The sequence below is a fragment of the Paraburkholderia sp. RL17-347-BIC-D genome (assembly GCF_046027915.1).
GTDB lineage: Bacteria > Pseudomonadota > Gammaproteobacteria > Burkholderiales > Burkholderiaceae > Paraburkholderia.
Genome location: NZ_JARESS010000004.1, coordinates 298,248 through 312,947 on the forward strand (window position 1 = coordinate 298,248; position 14,700 = coordinate 312,947).

A 14,700-nucleotide genomic window follows, 5' to 3' on the forward strand; every position below is an offset into this window, starting at 1 on the left:
TTTGCGTTACAGTCGATGCAACTGCGTTCGACCGTTTCCTGGACCAATCTCCGACATGTACCGCGCAAGCGTTGCGCCCAGTTTTCACGCCATGCCGAAACCGCCGAAGATTCCGCAATCCGTACTCGTCATCATCCATACGCCCGCGCTCGACGTGCTGCTGATCGAGCGCGCCGATCACGCCGGTTTCTGGCAGTCGGTCACAGGTTCCAAAGACCGGCTCGATGAGCCGCTCGTCGAGACGGCGACGCGCGAGGTCGGCGAAGAGACCGGCATCGTGGTGGGCAGCGCGCAAGTGCCGCATAGCGCGTTGTTCGATTGGCAATATTCGATCGAATACGAGATCTACCCGGAGTTCCGCTATCGCTATGCCGAAGGCGTGATCCACAACACCGAGCACTGGTTCAGCCTGCAAGTGCCGGAGCAACTCGAGGTCACGCTGGCGCCGCGCGAGCACACCGCGTTTCTGTGGCTGCCGTATGACGAGGCGGCGTCGCGCTGCTTTTCGTCGTCGAATGCCGATGCGATCCTGCAGTTGCCTAAAAGGCTGCATGAGCGGTTCAGTGGGCGTGCTGACGTTGGGCATCCCACGGAGCGTGGCCGGTGAGCGTCGGCGGCGCGCGCCGCTTCGCCCGACTGCGGCAATCGCTGCTCGGCCGCCGCTATTGGCAGCGTTACCGATTCACCAGCGGCAACGACGTCAAGCTGCTGCGTTCCGGCGATGAGTTCTTCAGCGCGCTGATCGCGCGTGTGGATGCCGCGCAGAGCGACGTGGTGCTCGAAACGTATATCTTCTGCTACGACAACGCCGGGCAGGCGGTCAGCGCCGCGTTGCTGCGCGCCGCCGCGCGCGGCGTCAAGGTGCGCGCGATCACCGACGGCATCGGCACCGAGCGTTTGCCGATGTTCAACGAGTGGCCCGTCGCTGGCATCGACCATCGCATCTACAACCCGCACCTGTTCGGCCGCTTCGGCTTCTCGCGCACGCATCGCAAACTGGCGGTGATCGACGATCAGTTCGCGTACTGCGGCGGGATCAATATCGTCGACGATTACGAGAACAATGGCGAGAAGCTGCCGTACCGGCGCTGGGACTTCGCGGTCGAATTGCACGGGCCGGTGGTCGCCGATATCCGCCAGGCGTTCGAGGTGCAGTGGCGGCGGATTCGACTTGGGCATCGGCCGATCGAGTCCATGGAGCCGGACCTCGGGCCGAAGACCACGGCCTCGCTCGGCAGCCTGCGGCGCAGGCGCCGGCGTCGCAATGAAGAATTGTGGGCGGGCGGCCAGCCCTGTGTAGCGTTTGTCGCGCGTGACAACCTGATCAACCGGCGCGCTATCGAGAAAGCGTATCTGGCGGCGATCGGCCAGGCGCGCAACGAAGTGCTGCTCGCCAATCCGTATTTCATGCCGGGGCGCAAGCTGCGGCGCGCGCTGGTGTTCGCGGCGCGACGCGGTGTGGTGGTGAAGCTCATCATCGGGCGCAAGGAATTCAAGGCGCTCGATTACGCGGTGCCGTTTCTCTATCGCGCGTTGCTCAAGGCCGGCGTGCAGATCGCCGAGTACGAGAAAACGCTGCTGCACGGCAAGGTCGCGGTGGTGGATTCGAACTGGGCGACGGTCGGCTCGTCGAACCTCGACGCACTGAGCCTGATGCTCAACAACGAAGCCAATGTGGTGCTGGTGAACGACCCGTCGATCGACGCGTTGCGTGAAGCGATCCTCGTCGCCTTCAAGGACTCGCGCCGTATCGACGAAGCGCGCTACGACGCCCGGCCGGCTGGTGAGCGCGCGCTCAACTGGCTCGCCTACACGACCTACCGGGCCGTGATGAAGTTGCTGACGGTGGGTGGGTACGACTGACTCGCGGCAATGCGTTTGCGACCAACGCCTGGTAGGCACGAAGCGGCTCGAACGCAATGCCTGGGCCGCTTTGCTTTGCATCGAAGGACGGCGGGCCGCAGTGATCGCCGTCGATACGTCGGCGGCCCATCTTGCCGCGGCGATGGGTAAAGCCCCGGTCTAGCTGCTCAACCGTTTCGCGGGAAGCTGGCGCTGGCTGTATGGCCGGGACGACAGCCCGTGGTATCCCGGATTGCGTCTTTTCACCCAGATGCGGCGTGGTGACCGGAACGATGTGCTGACGCGGGCTGCCGCGGCGCTTACGCAAACTTTCCCAGCGCACGACAACGCGTCCTGACGCGATCTTCTTTCCTCCTCCATGTTCCGATCGAGCAGGCCTGACACGGCGGCAACGCCACGTCCGGCCTGCGTCTAACGAAACTATCGACGGCCATTCCACCCGGCAATCCCAGCACCGCGTCGTCCTTCCAATAGCCGCGATACGTCAAACGCTTCTGCATTCGCACCGACTTGCTGCATCATGTCGGCCGGCTGCGTTAATCAGAAGAAAGCGTGCACTTAGGCGGGCAACCCCTGTCTCAAGGCAAACTTCAGGCAAACGCCTCTAAAAAATCTCCTTCCTCTGATTGACGGATGCCGCAGAATTGAAACCAGGTTAGAAACCGGTTTCTAATAAAGTCCTTGTTTCGCGGACGGCGGCACTCAATAATAGTACGGCCGTTCGATTTTTCTTTCGGTCACATTAGAACGGTAAAAAGCTATGCGAAAAGGCGAACAGACGCGAGCCGCAATTCTCGACGCAGCACTTGATCTGGCAAGCCGCGACGGACTGGAAGGTCTGACGATCGGGCTGCTGGCTGAGCGCATGCAGATGAGCAAAAGCGGGGTGTTCGCGCATTTCGGGTCGCGCGAGGACTTGCAGGTCGAAGTCGTGCGCGAATATCACCGTCGTTTCGAAGACGAGGTGTTTTTCCCGAGTTTGCGCGAGCCTCGTGGATTGCCGCGCTTGCGCGCGATGATTTCCCGCTGGATCGAGAAACGCATTCAGGAAGTCACCACCGGTTGCATCTACATCAGCGGCGCCGTCGAATACGACGACCGCGCGGATAACCCGGTGCGTGAGCAACTGGTGTCGAGCGTGACGGTCTGGCGTGCGGCGCTCACGCGCGCGATTTCGCAGGCAATGGAAGAAGGGCATCTGCGTGCCGACACCGATCCGCAACTGATGCTGTTCGAACTGTACAGCTTCACGCTCGGTCTGCATCACGACGCGCGCTTCCTGCACTTGCCGGATGCGGTGCGTCTCACGTGGGCCGCGCTGGAAAAATTGATTGTTTCGTATCAAAGCGAAAGCCGTTAGCAGCGCCGCCGCCAATCAGGCGGATTCAGCGGCGCAGAAAGCTCCGATCCACGGACTCGGCTAACGGCCTGGCTTCTTGTCAAACTTGGGAGAGAGTCATGGGACAGTACGCCGCGCCGCTGCGCGACATGCAATTCGTGTTGCACGAACTGCTTAACGTCGAAGCCGAAATCAAGCAGATGCCGAAGCACGCGGATCTCGATGCCGACACGATCAATGCGGTGCTCGAGGAAGCCGGCAAGTTCTGCTCGGAAGTACTGTTCCCGCTCAACCACAGCGGCGATCAGGAAGGCTGCACGTACGCCGGCGACGGCGTCGTGACCACGCCGAAGGGCTTCAAGGAAGCCTACAAACAATACGTCGAAGCCGGCTGGCCCGCACTGGGTTGCGATCCGGCATATGGCGGCCAGGGCCTGCCCGCGTTCGTCAACAACGCGCTGTATGAAATGCTGAACTCGGCGAATCAGGCGTGGACCATGTACCCGGGCCTCTCGCACGGCGCGTACGAATGTCTGCACGCGCACGGCACGCCGGAGCTGCAACAGCGCTATTTGCCGAAGCTGGTCGCGGGCGTCTGGACCGGCACGATGTGTCTGACCGAGCCGCATTGCGGCACCGACCTCGGCATTCTGCGCACCAAGGCCGAGCCGAACAGCGACGGCTCCTACGCGATCAGCGGCACGAAGATCTTCATCTCCAGCGGCGAACACGATCTCGCGGAGAACATCGTTCACCTGGTGCTCGCGCGTCTGCCGGATGCGCCCAAGGGCACCAAGGGCATTTCGCTTTTCATCGTGCCGAAGTTCGTGCCCAACGATGCGGGCGAACCGGGTGAGCGCAACGGCGTGAAGTGCGGCTCCATCGAACACAAGATGGGCATTCACGGCAACGCCACCTGCGTGATCAATCTCGACAACGCCAAGGGCTGGCTCGTCGGCGAGCCGAACAAGGGCTTGAACGCGATGTTCGTGATGATGAACGCCGCGCGCCTGGGCGTCGGCATGCAGAGCCTCGGCCTGACCGAAATCGGTTACCAGAACTCGCTGACGTACGCGAAAGAGCGTCTGCAAATGCGTTCGCTGACCGGCCCGAAGGCGCCCGAAAAGGCGGCCGACCCGATCATCGTGCACCCGGACGTGCGCCGCATGCTGCTCACGCAGAAGGCCTACGCCGAAGCCGCGCGCGCCTTCTCGTACTGGTCCGCGCTGCATATCGACAAGGAACTGTCGCACGCTGACGAATCAGTGCGCAAGGAAGCCGCCGACCTCGTCGCGCTGCTCACGCCGATCCTGAAGGCGTTCCTGTCGGACAACGCGTTCGAGAGCACCAACCACGCCATGCAGATCTACGGCGGCCACGGCTTTATCGCCGAGTGGGGCATGGAGCAGTACGTGCGCGACGCGCGCATCAACATGATCTACGAAGGCACCAACGCGATCCAGGCGCTCGACCTGCTCGGCCGCAAGATCCTCGGCGACATGGGCGCGAAGATGAAGAAGTTCGGCAAGCTGGTGTCGGATTTCGTCGAAGCGGAAGGCGTGAAGCCGGAAATGCAGGAGTTCATCAACCCGCTCGCCGACATCGGTGAAAAGGTGCAGAAGCTGACGATGGAAATCGGCATGAAGGCCATGCAGAACCCGGACGAAGTGGGCGCCGCCGCCGTGCCGTATCTGCGCACCGTCGGCCATCTGGTGTTCTCTTATTTCTGGGCCCGCATGGCACGCGTCGCGCTCGACAAGGAAGCCTCAGGCGATCCGTTCTACAAGGCGAAGCTCGCCACGGCTCGCTTCTACTTCGCCAAGCTGCTGCCGGAAACGGCGATGACGATCCGTCAGGCACGCGCCGGCTCGAAGTCGATGATGGACCTCGAAGAAGCACTGTTCTAAGCCGCTGTTTTCAAGCGCCAGGCAAACACATCAAGGCAGGCGCCGCGCGTGTCGAACCCGCGGCGCCTCCCGTCAGCCACACATCGCGAAGTGTCCCATGAAGCTTCGCGACATCGCATAACTCCCCGGAGGAACGACGTGAGCAATCTGATCATTCGCAAGGTAGCCGTGCTCGGCGCCGGCGTGATGGGCGCGCAGATCGCCGCGCACCTGATCAACGCCAAGGTGCCCGTGCTGCTGTTCGATCTGCCTGCAAAAGAAGGCCCGAAGAACGCGATCGCGCTGAAGGCGATCGAGAATCTGAAGAAGTTGTCGCCGGCGCCCTTCGGCGTGAAGGACGACGCGCAATACATCCAGCCCGCGAACTACGACGACGACATCGAAAAGCTCGCCGAATGCGACCTCGTGATCGAAGCGATCGCCGAACGCATGGACTGGAAGCACGACCTGTACAAGAAGGTCGCGCCGCATCTCGCGCCGAACGCGATTTTCGCGACCAACACGTCGGGTCTGTCGATCACCGCGCTCTCCGATGGCTTCTCGGATGAACTGAAGGCGCGCTTCTGCGGCGTGCACTTCTTCAATCCGCCGCGCTACATGCACCTGGTCGAACTGATCCCGACCGCGACCACGCGCCCGGAAATCCTCGATCAACTCGAGTCGTTCCTGACCAGCGTGGTCGGCAAGGGCGTCGTGCGCGCGAAAGACACGCCGAACTTCATCGCCAATCGCGTCGGGATTTTCTCGATCCTCGCCGTCGTGACCGAAGCCGCCAAATTCGGCCTGCGTTTCGACGAAGTGGACGACCTGACGGGAGCGCGTCTGGGCCGCGCGAAGTCGGCCACGTTCCGTACCGCCGACGTGGTCGGTCTGGACACGATGGCGCACGTCATCAAGACGATGCAGGACACGCTGAAGGACGACCCGTTCTTCCCGGTCTACGAAACGCCGGCCGTGCTGGCCGAACTCGTGAAGAAGGGCGCGCTGGGTCAGAAGACCGGCGGCGGCTTCTACAAGAAGGAAGGCAAGGCGATCAAGGTGCTCGACCCGAAGACGGGTGAGTACGTCGACGGCGGCGCGAAGGCGGACGAACTGGTCGGCCGCATTCTGAAGCGCCCGCCGGCGGAACGTCTGAAGCTGCTGCGCGAATCGCAGCATCCGCAGGCTCAGTTCCTGTGGGCGATTTTCCGCGACGTGTATCACTACATCGGCGTGCATCTGGAATCGATCGCCGACAACGCGCGCGATGTCGATCTGGCGATCCGCTGGGGCTTCGGCTGGAACGAAGGTCCCTTCGAAGGCTGGCAGACGGCCGGCTGGAAGCAGGTCGCCGAATGGGTGCAGGAAGATATCGCGGCCGGCAAGGCGCTCTCGAACGTGCCGCTGCCGTCGTGGGTGCTGGAAGGTCCAGTGGCCGAGCAGGGCGGCGTGCATACGAACGAAGGTTCGTGGTCGCCGGCTTCGAAGACCTTCGTGCCGCGCTCGTCGCTGTCGGTCTACGACAAGCAGGTGTTCCGTGCACCGCTGGTCGGCGAAACCGCTGATCCGAAGACCTACGGCAAGACGTTGTTCGAAACCGACGCCGTGCGCGCCTGGGTCGACGATCGCGCCGGCGAGAACGACGTGCTGATCGTGTCGTTCAAGAGCAAGATGAACACGATCGGACCGTCGGTGATCGACGGTCTGACGCAGGCGATCGAACTGGCCGAAAAAGACTACAAGGGTCTCGTGGTGTGGCAGCCGACGTCGCTGAAACTCGGCACGCCGGGCGGCCCGTTCTCCGCGGGCGCCAACCTCGAAGAGGCAATGCCGGCGTTCATGATGGGCGGCGCGAAGGGCATCGAGCCATTCGTGAAGAAATTCCAGCAAGGCATGCTGCGCGTGAAGTACGCGAGCGTGCCGGTCATCTCGGCCGTGTCGGGTATCGCGCTCGGTGGCGGCTGCGAGCTGGCGCTGCATAGCGCGAAGCGGGTCGCGCACATCGAAAGCTATCTCGGTCTGGTGGAAGTCGGCGTGGGTCTCGTGCCCGCGGGCGGCGGCCTGAAGGAAGCGGCATTGCGCGCGGCGGAAGCCGCGACGCAAGTGGGCGCGACCAACGACCTGCTCAAGTTCGTGCAGAAGTCGTTCGAAAACGCGGCGATGGCGAAGGTCTCGGCCTCCGCGCTCGACGCCCGCGCGATGGGCTACCTGAAGCCGTCCGACACGATCGTCTTCAACGTGTTCGAACTGCTCGACGTCGCGAAGAAGGAAGCGCGCGCGTTGTCTGCGTCGGGTTATCGTCCGCCGCTGCGTGTGACGCAGGTGCCGGTGGCCGGCCGTTCGGCGATCGCGACCATCAAGGCGTCGCTCGTCAATATGCGCGACGGCCGTTTCATCAGCGAGCACGATTTCCTGATCGCGAGCCGTATCGCGGAAGCGGTGTGCGGCGGTGACGTGGAGGCGGGCAGTCTGGTCGATGAAGAATGGCTGCTGCAACTCGAGCGTCGTGCGTTCGTCGATCTGCTCGGCACGCAAAAGACACAGGAACGGATCATGGGCATGCTGCAAACCGGCAAGCCAGTGCGTAACTAAGCGACCAACGCGATAAGACTGCATGGGACCAGAGTAAGCGCTAAAGCGCTAACTCTGGTCGACAAAGGAGCTTCAAATGGCAAAGCAATTGCAAGACGCATACATCGTCGCCGCGAGCCGTACGCCGATCGGCAAGGCGCCGCGCGGGATGTTCAAGAACACGCGCCCGGACGAACTGCTGGTGCACGCGATCAAGTCAGCCGTGGCGCAAGTGCCCGGCCTCGACACGAAGGTGATCGAAGACGCGATCATCGGCTGTGCGATTCCGGAAGCGGAACAAGGGCTGAACGTCGCGCGCATGGGCGCGCTGCTGGCCGGTCTGCCGAATAGCGTCGGCGGCGTGACGGTGAACCGCTTCTGCGCATCGGGCCTGACCGCGCTCGCCATGGCTGCCGACCGTATCCGCGTCGGCGAGTCGGACGCAATGATCGCGGGCGGCTGCGAGTCGATGAGCATGGTGCCGATGATGGGCAACAAGCCGTCCATGTCGCCGCATATCTTCGATCGCAATGAAGACATTGGCATTGCCTACGGCATGGGCCTGACAGCGGAGAAAGTCGCCGAGCGCTGGAAGATCAGCCGCGAGGCGCAAGACGCGTTCTCGGTCGAATCGCACCGCCGTGCGATCGCCGCGCAGCAAGCCGGCGAGTTCAACGACGAAATCGCCGCCTACACGATCACCGAGCGCTTCCCGGATCTCGCCACCGGCGAAGTCCGCGTGAAGACCCGCGAAGTGTCGCTCGACGAAGGTCCGCGCGCGGAAACGTCGCTCGAAGGTCTGGCCAAGCTGCGCGCGGTGTTCGCCAACAAGGGTTCGGTGACGGCGGGCAACAGCTCGCAGACGTCGGACGGCGCGGGCGCGTTGATCGTGGTGTCGGAAAAAATGCTGAAGGAATTCAACCTGACGCCGCTCGCGCGTTTCGTCAGCTTCGCCGTGCGCGGCGTGCCGCCGGAAATCATGGGCATCGGTCCGAAGGAAGCGATTCCGGCCGCACTGAAGGCCGCCGGCCTGAAGATCGACGACCTGGACTGGATCGAGCTGAACGAGGCATTCGCCGCGCAATCGCTGGCGGTGATTCAGGACCTCGGTCTCGATCCGGCGAAAATCAACCCGCTCGGCGGCGCGATCGCCCTCGGCCATCCGCTGGGTGCGACGGGCGCGATTCGTGCGTCGACCGTGGTGCATGGCTTGCGCCGCCGTAACTACAAGTACGGCATGGTGACCATGTGCGTCGGCACGGGCATGGGCGCGGCGGGCATCATCGAGCGCCTGTAAGCATGTTCACCCCGGCGTTCACTCCGGTGGTCGCTTCGGTTCCAGAGGGAAGCCCAAGGGCGACCCGCTAAGAACCGCGGAACGGTTCGCAGGCCACCCAGCTTGCGAACCGTTTTTACATTTTCAGCAGGAGTACGAGGAGATGACGATGGATATCCTGGTCGAGCGCGCCAACGGCGTGCTGACGATTGCCTTCAACCGGCCCGACAGGAAAAACGCGATTACGGCCGCGATGTACCAGACGATGGCGGACGCGCTGGTCGAAGCGCAAGGCGACGCGTCCGTGCGCGCCATCCTGATTCGCGGCAGCGCGGGTATTTTCAGCGCCGGCAACGATCTCGAAGATTTCATGAAGACGCCGCCGATGGGCGAAAACGCACCGGTGTTCCAGTTCCTGCGCGCGATCAGCTCGGCGGAGCAGCCGGTGGTGGTGTCGGTGGCGGGGCCGGCGGTCGGCATCGGTACGACCTTGTTGCTGCATTGCGACCTGGTCTACGCGGCCGACACCGCGAGCTTCTCGCTGCCGTTCACGCAACTCGGCCTCTGTCCGGAAGCGGCGTCGAGCCTGCTGTTGCAGCGCGTGGCCGGCTACCAGGCGGCGGCGGAGAAACTGCTGCTCGGCGAAGCATTCGACGCCGCCGAAGCGCTGCGCATGGGTTTCGTGAATCGCCTGCTGCCCGCGGCCGAAGTCGACGCGTTCGCTGCTTCGCAAGTCGCGAAGCTGGCTGCGTTGCCGGCTTCGTCGCTGCGCGTGACGAAAAGTTTGATGAAGCGCGCGAGCCATCAGGAACTGCGAACGCAGATGTCCGAAGAAGCCGTGCATTTCGGCAAGATGCTGCTCGCGCCCGAAGCACGCGAGGCGTTCAAGGCGTTCTTCGAGAAGCGCAAGCCGGACTTCCGGCAATTCGACTGAGTGCCGTGCCTGAGCGCGTCGGGCGCTCAGGTATGCAGCCGCTTCAACCGCTCAAGGCTGCGCCGGCTGCAACGTATCGTAGTCGACGTAGCTTTTCTCGCGGCAGAAGCTCACCAGCCGCACGCCCGCCTTGCGGGCAATCGCAATCGCCAGCGACGACGGCGCCGAGATCGTGGCGACCATCGGCACGTCGACGCGCGCGGCCTTGCGCACCAGCTCGTAGCTGGCGCGGCTCGACAGAAACACAAAGCCTTCCCTGGTATCGACGCGATCGAGCACGAGTTGGCCGATCAGCTTATCGAGCGCATTGTGGCGGCCGACGTCTTCGAACGCATAGCGGATCGCGCCCGCCGCGTCGCACCACGCGGCGGCGTGCAGGCCGCCGGTCAGCCGCGTCAGCGCCTGATGCTCAGGCAATTCGCGGGCGGCGCGCGCGATCGCGTCCGGCGCGAGCCGTTGCAGAAAACCGGTGTCCGGCACGCGCTCCGGTTCCAGATCCAGCAGATCGATGCTTTCGATGCCGCACACGCCGCAGCCGGTGCGCCCGGCGAGCGCGCGACGCTTTTCCTTCAACGCGACGAACGCCTGCTGCACCACCTGTAACTGCACTTCGGCATGCGGCAATTCGCCGTCATCATGCAACTCGACCTCGATGTCCTGAATGTCGCTGCCGCGCCCCACGATCCCTTCTGAAATCGCGAATCCGACCGCGAACGCCTCCAGATCGCGCGGCGTGCACATCATCACCGCGTGCGAAATGCCGTTGAAGACGAGCGCGACCGGCCACTCCTGACCGACGTGGTCGGTGACGGTTTCGACCGCCGCGCCGCGGTGCCGGCGCACCTGGCGCTCCACGGCGCCCGGCTGCCCGGCTGTTTCCAGTTCGTTCAAGCTAGTTCACTCCTTTGCCATGCTGCGCGCGTGTGGGCGGTTGGCGGCCCGTATGTTGCCGCCGGCCATGCCGCCGTCGCGCGAATAAGGTTCTAAAATACCCCAAGCTGGGCTTGCGTGTTGCCCGCCATCCACGAGGGACATTGTCATGGGACTCAACGAAGCACCGCTTCTGTTCAACTTCGAGGTCGAGTCTTCGGAGAATTTCACCTACATCCCGATGTCGGTACGCTTCAATCTCGACCGGTTCGGGCTGCGCATCTCGCTCGATCAATGGCAAACGCTGCCGCTCGAAGACCGCAAGCTGCTGGCGCGTTTCCCGGTCGAGGAAGACGCGGAGATCGAGCCGAATTTCGATCATGCCCTGTTCGAAATGCTGCGTACCCACGCGAACATCGAGCCGGAGTGGTTCACGCCCGAGGACGCGCCCGCCTGGCGCCGCACGGACAGTGTGCCGGACGGCATCGCGCATCAGGCGCAACTGGCTGGTCTCGCCGCACCGGGCGTCGCCCAGTGGGCCGAACTGGAGCCGTTCAAGCGCTACGTGCTCGCCAAGCTGTCGCGCAAGCCGGAGGCCAATCACGACTTCGTCCCGGCCATGAAGGAATTCGGCGCGGCCGGCTAGGTGCGGCCGGCTAGGCGCGGCCGGCTAGGCGCGACCCGCCAGTTTTTTTCACTCGCTACCCTCAATCTGTTCCGAACTCTGCCGTTATCCATGGGTTGGCGCGTAAAGAGTCTCGTATCGATGCGGCCCGACGCATCGAAAGCGACCGCGCGCTCCCGCCCGCAGAACGATTGACGTTCGGAACCCATGACTCCTTTTTTATCGAAGCGGCTGCTGATCAACCTGGCGGTCGTTGCCGCGGCGATCGGCGCGAACGCGTTCGTCGCTTATACGCAGATTTGCGGCCAACGCGACGCTGACGCGCGCATGCTGCGTTCGACGAGCGTGCGCGAGGATCTCGACGCCTACCGGGCGGTGCTTGACGGCGGCCTTGCCGCGCTCGGCCGCTTCGAGGCGTCGGGCGAGGCGGCGCCGGCTGGCGCGGCCACCGCCATGGCGACGACGCTCGCGGGTCTGGAGCGCGATCTGCGCCGTGAACTGGCCGGCGAGCCCGCCATGCTCGACGCACTCGCGAAGCTGATCGCGGACAGCCACGCGTTGCAACACGACATCGACGACGCGCTGCTCCAGAGCGGCAATGCCGTGCCGGACGCCTCGCGTGCGTGGGCGGCCTCGACTTACACCCATCTCGGGCTCGGCCTGGATCGCGTCGAAGACGGCCTCGCGGCACTGCGCGGCGCGGAGAGCCGCGCCTTGCAGGCGTCGCTCGCGGCCTCGGCGAGCGAAACGCAGCGGGCCATGTTCCTGCTGATCGTGACCATGCTGGGCGGCAGCGTGCTGCTGATCTTCACGTTCGGCGCCCGCGAAAACAGCGCGCGCGAGAAGCTGCGCACCGTGCGCGCGCTCGGCCGCCACGACGAACGCTTTCGCGGCCTGTTCGACGACCATCCGGTGCCGATGTACATCTTCGATCGCGAGACGCTGCGTTTTCTCGCCGTCAACGCGGCCGCGATCCAGCAATACGGCTACACCGAAAGCGAATTTCTCGGCATGACGATTCGCACGATCCGGCCGAACGGCGAAATCTCGCGTCTCGAATCGCATATGCAGCGCAGCGACGCGGGCCAGCACGGCCGCACCATGGCGGGCATCTGGCATCACCGGCGCAAGGACGGCTCGACGATCAGCGCCGATATTTCGTATCACGCGCTGAACTTCATGGGCCGCGCCGCGTTCTTCGTGCTGGCCGACGACGTCACCGACCAGATCAACGCTGAAGCCGAAGCGCACCGTTCGAACCAGATGCTCGAAGCGGTGATCGACAATATTCCGCAGCGCATTTTCTGGAAGGACATGGAGTCGCGCTATCTCGGCTGCAACATGGCGTTCGCGCGCGATGCAGGGCTCGCATATCCCGAGCAGGTGGTGGGCAAGAGCGACGCCGACATGCCGTGGCGCGACTTCTCGACGCTGCTGAACGACCACGACAAGGAAGTGGTGAGCACCGGTGTGCCGAAGATGAACTTCGAAGTCGATCTGGTGATCGACGGCGTGCACCGCACCACTGTCACGAGCAAGCTGCCGTTCACCGACGGCGACGGCCGCGTGATCGGCGTGCTCGGTTCCTACACGGACATCACCGAGCGTAAGCGTGCCGATCTTGCCTTGCGTCTGCAAAGCCGCGCGCTCGATGCCAGCGTCAACGCGATTCTGATCACCGCGCCGTCGCCGACCGGCAATCTGATCGAGTACGTGAATCCGGCGTTCATGCGCATTACCGGCTATGACCCCGCCGAGGTGATCGGCCACGATTGCCGCGTTCTGCAGCGCGACGACCGCGAGCAGGAAGGCGTCGCGCTGATCCGTCAGGCGCTCGCGGCGAACCGCGAAGTCAGCGCGGTGGTGCGCAACTATCGCAAGGACGGCGCCCTGTTCTGGAATCAGCTTTTCATCGCGCCGGTGCCTAATCAGGAGGGGGTGATCACGCATCACATCGGCGTGATCAACGACGTGACCGATCTGATGCGCTATCAGGAACAGCTCGAATACCAGGCCAACTACGACAGCCTCACGCGCCTGCCGAACCGCAATTTGCTGCGCGACCGCTTGCAGCATGCGTTGATCGTCGCGCAACGGCATCACAAGGGCGTCGCAGTCGTGTTCATCGATCTGGACGGCTTCAAGAACGTCAACGACAGCCTCGGCCACAGTGTGGGCGATCGTCTGCTGAGCGTGGTCGCCGAGCGTCTCGCGCGCTGCACGCGTACCAGCGACACGGTGGCTCGGCACGGCGGCGACGAGTTCGTGATCGTGATGACCGACACCGTCGACGAACAGTCGCTGATCGCGTGGATGGAGCGCGTGCGCGCGTCGATCTCCGAGCCGGTGTGGCTCGACGGCACCGAGCTGTATGTCGGCTGCAGTATGGGCGCGAGCCTGTTCCCGCAAGACGGCGAGGACGCCGAAACGCTGATGAAGAAGGCCGACCTCGCGATGTATCGCGCGAAGGACATGGGCCGCAACACGTTCCAGTTCTATCAGCCGGAGATGAACGCGAGCGCGGGCACGCGCCTGAATCTCGAGCGGCGTTTGCGCCGTGCTTTGCGCGACAACGAATTCCTGTTGCACTACCAGCCGCAGGTGGACATCGAGAGCGGACAGATCGTCGGCACCGAGGCGCTGGTGCGCTGGCGTGATCCGGAAGTCGGGCTGGTGCCGCCGTCGTCGTTCATTCCGGTCGCGGAAGAAAGCGGGCTGATCGGGCCGCTCTCGGAGTGGGTGCTGCGCGAGGCGTGCCGCCAGAACAAGGCCTGGCAGGACGAGGGTTTGCCGCCGGCGCGGGTCTCGGTGAATCTGTCGGCGCGGGTGTTCCAGCAACGCGATATCGCCAAGCTGGTCATGCAGGTGCTGGCCGAGACCGGCCTCGAGCCGCAGTACCTCGAACTCGAATTGACCGAAAGCACCATCATGCGCAATGCCGAAGAAGCGGTATCGATGCTCAACGAACTGCATGCGCTCGGCATCGGCCTCGCCATCGACGACTTCGGCACCGGCTATTCGAGCCTCAGCTATCTGAAGCGCTTCCCGGTGGATCGGCTGAAGATCGACCGCTCGTTCGTCTCCGACATCGGCGTGTCGGGCGACGACGAGACGATCACCTCGGCGATCATCGCGCTCGCGCATTCGCTGAAGTTGCAGGTGATCGCCGAAGGCGTGGAGACGTCCGCGCAACTCGACTTCCTGAAAGAGCGCGCGTGCGACGAGATGCAAGGGTTCTACTTCGCGAAGCCGTTGTCGACGGACGCGATTTCCGAGTTGCTGCAAGGCGGCGTGGGGCGCGAACTCGCGACGGTTTGAGCGCTCGCGCCGCGGCGC

General features: G+C 63.8%; 10 protein-coding genes and 1 pseudogene. 10 read left to right on the forward strand and 1 reads right to left on the reverse strand.

Annotated features, from left to right (window positions below; all coding sequences use genetic code 11):
• Window positions 1-91 precede the first annotated feature (91 nt).
• The 8 genes and pseudogenes from nudB to P0D96_RS08725 all read left to right on the forward strand — a co-directional run bounded on the left by nudB (window position 92) and on the right by P0D96_RS08725 (window position 9,869).
• On the forward strand, window positions 92-607 hold the full coding sequence (gene nudB / locus P0D96_RS08690; RefSeq protein ID WP_408178346.1) for a dihydroneopterin triphosphate diphosphatase: 516 nt from the start codon (window positions 92-94) through the stop codon (window positions 605-607).
• Window positions 604-1,863, forward strand: a complete 1,260-nt coding sequence (gene clsB / locus P0D96_RS08695) for a cardiolipin synthase ClsB (RefSeq protein WP_408178317.1) — start codon at window positions 604-606, stop codon at window positions 1,861-1,863. The genes nudB and clsB overlap by 4 nt, the downstream gene beginning before the upstream one ends.
• Before the next feature lie 100 nt (window positions 1,864-1,963).
• Window positions 1,964-2,200: pseudogene (locus tag P0D96_RS08700) on the forward strand (tetratricopeptide repeat protein); the annotation flags it as partial.
• 423 nt (window positions 2,201-2,623) lie between these two features.
• Window positions 2,624-3,223: a TetR/AcrR family transcriptional regulator gene (locus P0D96_RS08705; RefSeq protein ID WP_106282004.1), complete on the forward strand. Its 600-nt coding sequence runs from the start codon at window positions 2,624-2,626 to the stop codon at window positions 3,221-3,223.
• 98 nt (window positions 3,224-3,321) lie between these two features.
• Window positions 3,322-5,109: an acyl-CoA dehydrogenase C-terminal domain-containing protein gene (locus P0D96_RS08710; RefSeq protein ID WP_408178318.1), complete on the forward strand. Its 1,788-nt coding sequence runs from the start codon at window positions 3,322-3,324 to the stop codon at window positions 5,107-5,109.
• Between the two features lie 138 nt (window positions 5,110-5,247).
• Window positions 5,248-7,680 (forward strand): 3-hydroxyacyl-CoA dehydrogenase/enoyl-CoA hydratase family protein, encoded by a 2,433-nt coding sequence (locus P0D96_RS08715; protein ID WP_132376064.1) that lies wholly within the window; start codon window positions 5,248-5,250, stop codon window positions 7,678-7,680.
• Between the two features lie 76 nt (window positions 7,681-7,756).
• Window positions 7,757-8,956 carry an acetyl-CoA C-acyltransferase gene (locus P0D96_RS08720; RefSeq protein ID WP_132376063.1) on the forward strand — a complete coding sequence of 400 codons (1,200 nt, stop codon included), beginning with the start codon at window positions 7,757-7,759 and terminating at the stop codon, window positions 8,954-8,956.
• 142 nt (window positions 8,957-9,098) lie between these two features.
• Complete coding sequence (locus P0D96_RS08725) at window positions 9,099-9,869, forward strand: enoyl-CoA hydratase (RefSeq protein ID WP_408312978.1); 771 nt, start codon at window positions 9,099-9,101, stop codon at window positions 9,867-9,869.
• Window positions 9,870-9,920: 51 nt separating this feature from the next.
• Here P0D96_RS08725 and fdhD read toward each other — a convergent pair whose 3' ends face one another.
• Window positions 9,921-10,760, reverse strand: a complete 840-nt coding sequence (gene fdhD / locus P0D96_RS08730; RefSeq protein WP_132376061.1) for a formate dehydrogenase accessory sulfurtransferase FdhD — start codon at window positions 10,758-10,760, stop codon at window positions 9,921-9,923.
• 148 nt (window positions 10,761-10,908) lie between these two features.
• Between fdhD and P0D96_RS08735 the strand changes: the two genes are divergently transcribed.
• Complete coding sequence (locus P0D96_RS08735) at window positions 10,909-11,385, forward strand: nitrate reductase associated protein (protein WP_132376060.1); 477 nt, start codon at window positions 10,909-10,911, stop codon at window positions 11,383-11,385.
• A 186-nt stretch (window positions 11,386-11,571) separates the two neighbouring features.
• The gene (locus P0D96_RS08740) at window positions 11,572-14,682 is read left to right on the forward strand and encodes a sensor domain-containing protein (protein WP_408312981.1); all 3,111 of its coding nucleotides are present in this window, start codon (window positions 11,572-11,574) and stop codon (window positions 14,680-14,682) included.
• The last annotated feature ends 18 nt before the right edge of the window (window positions 14,683-14,700 follow it).

Excerpts from the sequence above, each read along its gene's own strand:
- P0D96_RS08735 (WP_132376060.1), top strand. The coding sequence starts at position 10,909 with ATGGGACTCAACGAAGCACCGCTTCTGTTCAACTTCGAGGTCGAGTCT.
- P0D96_RS08705 (WP_106282004.1), top strand. The coding sequence starts at position 2,624 with ATGCGAAAAGGCGAACAGACGCGAGCCGCAATTCTCGACGCAGCACTT.
- nudB (WP_408178346.1), top strand. The coding sequence starts at position 92 with ATGCCGAAACCGCCGAAGATTCCGCAATCCGTACTCGTCATCATCCAT.
- P0D96_RS08725 (WP_408312978.1), top strand. The coding sequence starts at position 9,099 with ATGACGATGGATATCCTGGTCGAGCGCGCCAACGGCGTGCTGACGATT.
- P0D96_RS08710 (WP_408178318.1), top strand. The coding sequence starts at position 3,322 with ATGGGACAGTACGCCGCGCCGCTGCGCGACATGCAATTCGTGTTGCAC.
- P0D96_RS08740 (WP_408312981.1), top strand. The coding sequence starts at position 11,572 with ATGACTCCTTTTTTATCGAAGCGGCTGCTGATCAACCTGGCGGTCGTT.
- P0D96_RS08720 (WP_132376063.1), top strand. The coding sequence starts at position 7,757 with ATGGCAAAGCAATTGCAAGACGCATACATCGTCGCCGCGAGCCGTACG.